General features: G+C 40.7%; 2 protein-coding genes. Both read right to left on the reverse strand.

Going from position 1 to position 3835, the window contains the following annotated elements:
* Positions 1-1271 precede the first annotated feature (1271 nt).
* Positions 1272-1910 carry a hypothetical protein gene (locus AACW06_RS18855; protein WP_192076243.1) on the reverse strand — a complete coding sequence of 213 codons (639 nt, stop codon included), beginning with the start codon at positions 1908-1910 and terminating at the stop codon, positions 1272-1274.
* Positions 1911-3154: 1244 nt separating this feature from the next.
* Complete coding sequence (locus AACW06_RS18860; RefSeq protein ID WP_192076244.1) at positions 3155-3691, reverse strand: AAA family ATPase; 537 nt, start codon at positions 3689-3691, stop codon at positions 3155-3157.
* Positions 3692-3835: the final 144 nt, after the last annotated feature.

Below are 3835 nucleotides of genomic sequence, written 5' to 3' on the forward strand. Positions count from 1 at the left end.
TTGAAAGCCCTTCGAGCCTCACTACAATTTTCCCATTTTTAACCTTGGCATTAAAACCATCTCTCTGTAATGAGCTTACTAAATCATCCATAATTGTTGTCTCCATTTCTATTTTGGCGCATAACGCTGCGTTAAGGGGTGAGTGCCGCCTAAACCAACTTTCCGCAGACCACTTTCACCACAAAAATCACCGCAAACTAAAAATGCCACGCGGCATGAATCCCACTTAAACGCCTTGTTATGTTTAAGGCTCAAAGGGTTAAGTTTTGCGATACCAAGAGCTTAACTCGAGTTACCTTTGAAAACCAAAACCAGACGCTAAAAAGCTTAATTAACTCATAAATTTGATTCTAATGATTTTGAGTTTTAGCGTGAGAAACCGAAAGCTGGTGCTCAAACTTTGAAACTAAGACGCTTTATTCGACTCACAAACGCACTGAACTTTAATGAGGCAACTCTCAGAATTGTTCGCGCCCACGAATTGGAGTCCGGAAAATAGCGCCCAATGAGGTTAACTTGCAGACAAGACTAAAATTAGAAAGCCGAGAATGCAAAGAAGAAATGCAACCAACTGATTTTACGTGACTAAACATAACGCCCAATTAAGTGGTGAACAACGCACTGACCAAGCCGCTGCATTGCACCGTAAAACACTTTACTCAACGCATAGTAAAACTGCCACGCGTTGAGAATCCACTTGAATTGCTTGTTATGTGAATTTTACCGTGAATTCAAAGTAAACCACCGTAGAAATGAAGGGATTTGAATAAGTTACGTACAAAAATGATGCTTACCAAAACCTAAATTTCACAGCGATCTTAGCCGAAGAAAGCCACTTACAGAATCAACAACAAAGAAAGCGCACTTTCAGCCACAACAAAACCTTTTGCTTCACCAAACTTTCAGAGCTAAATATCAGCAAGTAAATCAGTCAAAAAAGCATTTCAATTAAAGCGATTTGAAACCTACAGAACTCAACACAAACCAGATCCAAAACTTAATTGAGGCAACCCAAGAACCTTGAAAACGATAAATCTCAGGTTGTTCAAGAATCCATTTCGAGCAAGCCAACTTGCCGAAAAAACGGAACGAATTCTCAATGAAATCGTAGCTTTGACCTTAAAAACTCATCCAACACATAACGCCCTGTTAAGGTGTGAGCAACGTAATACCGATGCCGCCGCATACCACCTTAACCACTAAAACCAACGCATAGTGAAAATGCCACGCGTTGCGAATCACTCTTAAACAGATTGTTATGCTGATTATTGTTACTTAAGTCCCAACCTAAGAAGCATAGGTTTCCACACCGTTTCATCATAGGGAATACCGCTAGAGGAGCAACATGCTTTAACCAGATCCTCCCTAGTTGATCCTTTTGAAAAGGTGAAACGCTCTTTTTCTGCACTTAGTTTTTTAAGATGGAAGATTACCTGAGTTACATCAACTAGAAGAAGTCCTGTGTAATAACTTATATTTTTCGAGCAGTCTCGTTCTTCAGAGTTATCCATTGTGTGACTATTCAACATCCAAGAATCTGCATACTTGCCGCGCTTTTCGTTGTTTTTAACAAGGCTTGTGACTACCGGTCGTAGGCGAACTATAAGTTTCCTTTGTGCTGGAGTTACGACCTTATCAGTGCTCGCCAGTTCGATTACAAGTGCATCAATTAATGAAAGATCCAAAAATGGCAAGCCTGAATATTGCTCCCTTAATGGCTCTTGGTATTCAACTACTAAGGTGGGGAACCAATTTTCGAGCGTCTCTGATAGATACTCAAACTCATTGTAGAAAGCTGATTCTAATCTTTTTGTTCTTTGTTTATTGTTCTTATCGGTAAATAGGTAGCTAACGAGAGCACCTACTACAGCACCAATTAGTGCGCTAACTACAGCAATAAACCATTCCATTTATCAAATTCCCATAAGCTTATAAGCAGCATAACGCCCAATTAAGTGGTGAACAACGCACTGACCAAGTCGCTGCATTGCACCGTAAAACACTTTACCTGACGCATAGTAAAACTGCCACGCGTTGAGAATCCACTTGAATTGATTGTTATGTGAATTTAGCTATGAATTCAAAGTAAACCACCGTAGAAATGAAGAGATTTGAATAAGTTACGTAAAAACCAATGCTTATCAAAACCTAAATTTCACAGCGTTCTGAGTCAAAGAGAGCCACTTGCAGAATCAACAACAAAGAAGGCACCCTTTCAGCCACAACAAAACCTTTTGCTTCACCAGACTTTCAGAGCTGCATTTCAGCAAGTGAATCAGTCAAAAAGACATTTCAATTAAAGCGATTTGAAACCGACGAAACTCAACACAAACCAGATCCAAAACTTAATTGAGGCAACCCAAGAACCTTGGACGTGACCAATTGAAGTTCTTTCTCGGATTCATTTCGACCAAGCTAACTGGCCGAAAATACGAAACGAATTCTCAATGAAATCGTAGAATTAACCTCAAAAACTCATCCAACACATAACGCCCAATTAAGGGGTGAGCAACGCTGCCACCCAAACCTAAAGCATTGTGCCATAAACACTTAAGTTGAAGTAGAGCCAAAAGTGCCAAGCGTTGTGAATCCCTCTTAAATTGTTTGTTAGGCGATTTTTCGCACTGATGCTTAACTAACTGAAAACAGATTACCTGAAACCAAAAAAACGACCAAACACCCACTGACTTTTTGTGATTCAAGAACCGCTGAAGTCTCTATATTTCAGCCAAACTTCCAACAACCACGAAATACGAACTTTCAGCAACAAAGCTGCTTTTAAGCCCCAAAAACTCCAAGATACAAACCAGCAGCGAAAACGAAAGCCTCGATTAACTTGCCCCTTCCACACTTTAAGCCAGTGAAACTCACCGCCAACCAAAACAGGAAACCAATGAGGCAACCCACGAACTTTGGCATGTTTTACGGTTTGAGGGATTCAAGAATTTGAGCCGACAATGCAGAATTGCCGACTTCGAGAAACGAATAGCCAGAGGGAGCAGAAAGAAACGAACAAAGAACTTTCCTGCCCGTCGCCTAACGCCTTGTTAAGGTGTGAGGCACGCAATACCAAAGCCTCCGCATACCACCTTAACCACTAAAAACAACGCATAGTAAAAATGCCACGCGTGCCGAATCACTCTTGAACAATTTGTTAGCCGTCGCTCAATTTACTAACGATGAACTGCGCTCTTTCTTTAACTGATGCCTTTGGAACTTCAATTAAGTCATAGCCAAACTTTGTATAAGCACTCACCATTTCATTATATGTCGCAACCGCTTCATTAAAATCTTGCTTTCGCTCAGTATCATTTTCATAGATTTCTTCCCAAGGAGGAAAAATGAAAACTTTACGGCAATAATCTAATTCACCACATTTAGCTAACAAAAGTTCCGAAATAGGTATGCGCTCAAGCTTACTGTACCCATACGAGTCGATAATGCTTCGGTCGTAAAGCGTAATTTCAGTATCACCAAAGTTCTCGTAATTGTTGATTTCTTCAAGAACCATTTCATCTCGGAATGCTGTTTTGTCCAACCAAGGTAATGCACTACCTTGCGACTTTACTTGGGCTTGAATAACTTTACGCCCAACTTCTGGTGCACTTTGGTAACCCATACGACATAACAGTTCGATAACTGAGGTCTTACCTGAGCCGGGTCCACCTGTAAAAATAACTCGATTGTTCAAATAAAACTCCATAGACGGCTAACGCCCTGTTAAGGGGTGAGCAACGCAATACCGAAGCCGCCGCATACCACCTTAATCACTAAAAACAACGCATAGTGAAAATGCCACGCGTTGCGAATCCCTCTTGAACAGTTTGTTATGTAT

The sequence above is a fragment of the Vibrio sp. S12_S33 genome, assembly GCF_963889785.1.
In the GTDB taxonomy this organism is placed as follows: domain Bacteria; phylum Pseudomonadota; class Gammaproteobacteria; order Enterobacterales; family Vibrionaceae; genus Vibrio; species Vibrio aestuarianus.

What these genes read in the sequence shown, in the direction of transcription:
- AACW06_RS18855 (WP_192076243.1), bottom strand. Translation starts at nt 1,910, where the DNA reads ATGGAATGGTTTATTGCTGTAGTTAGCGCACTAATTGGTGCTGTAGTA.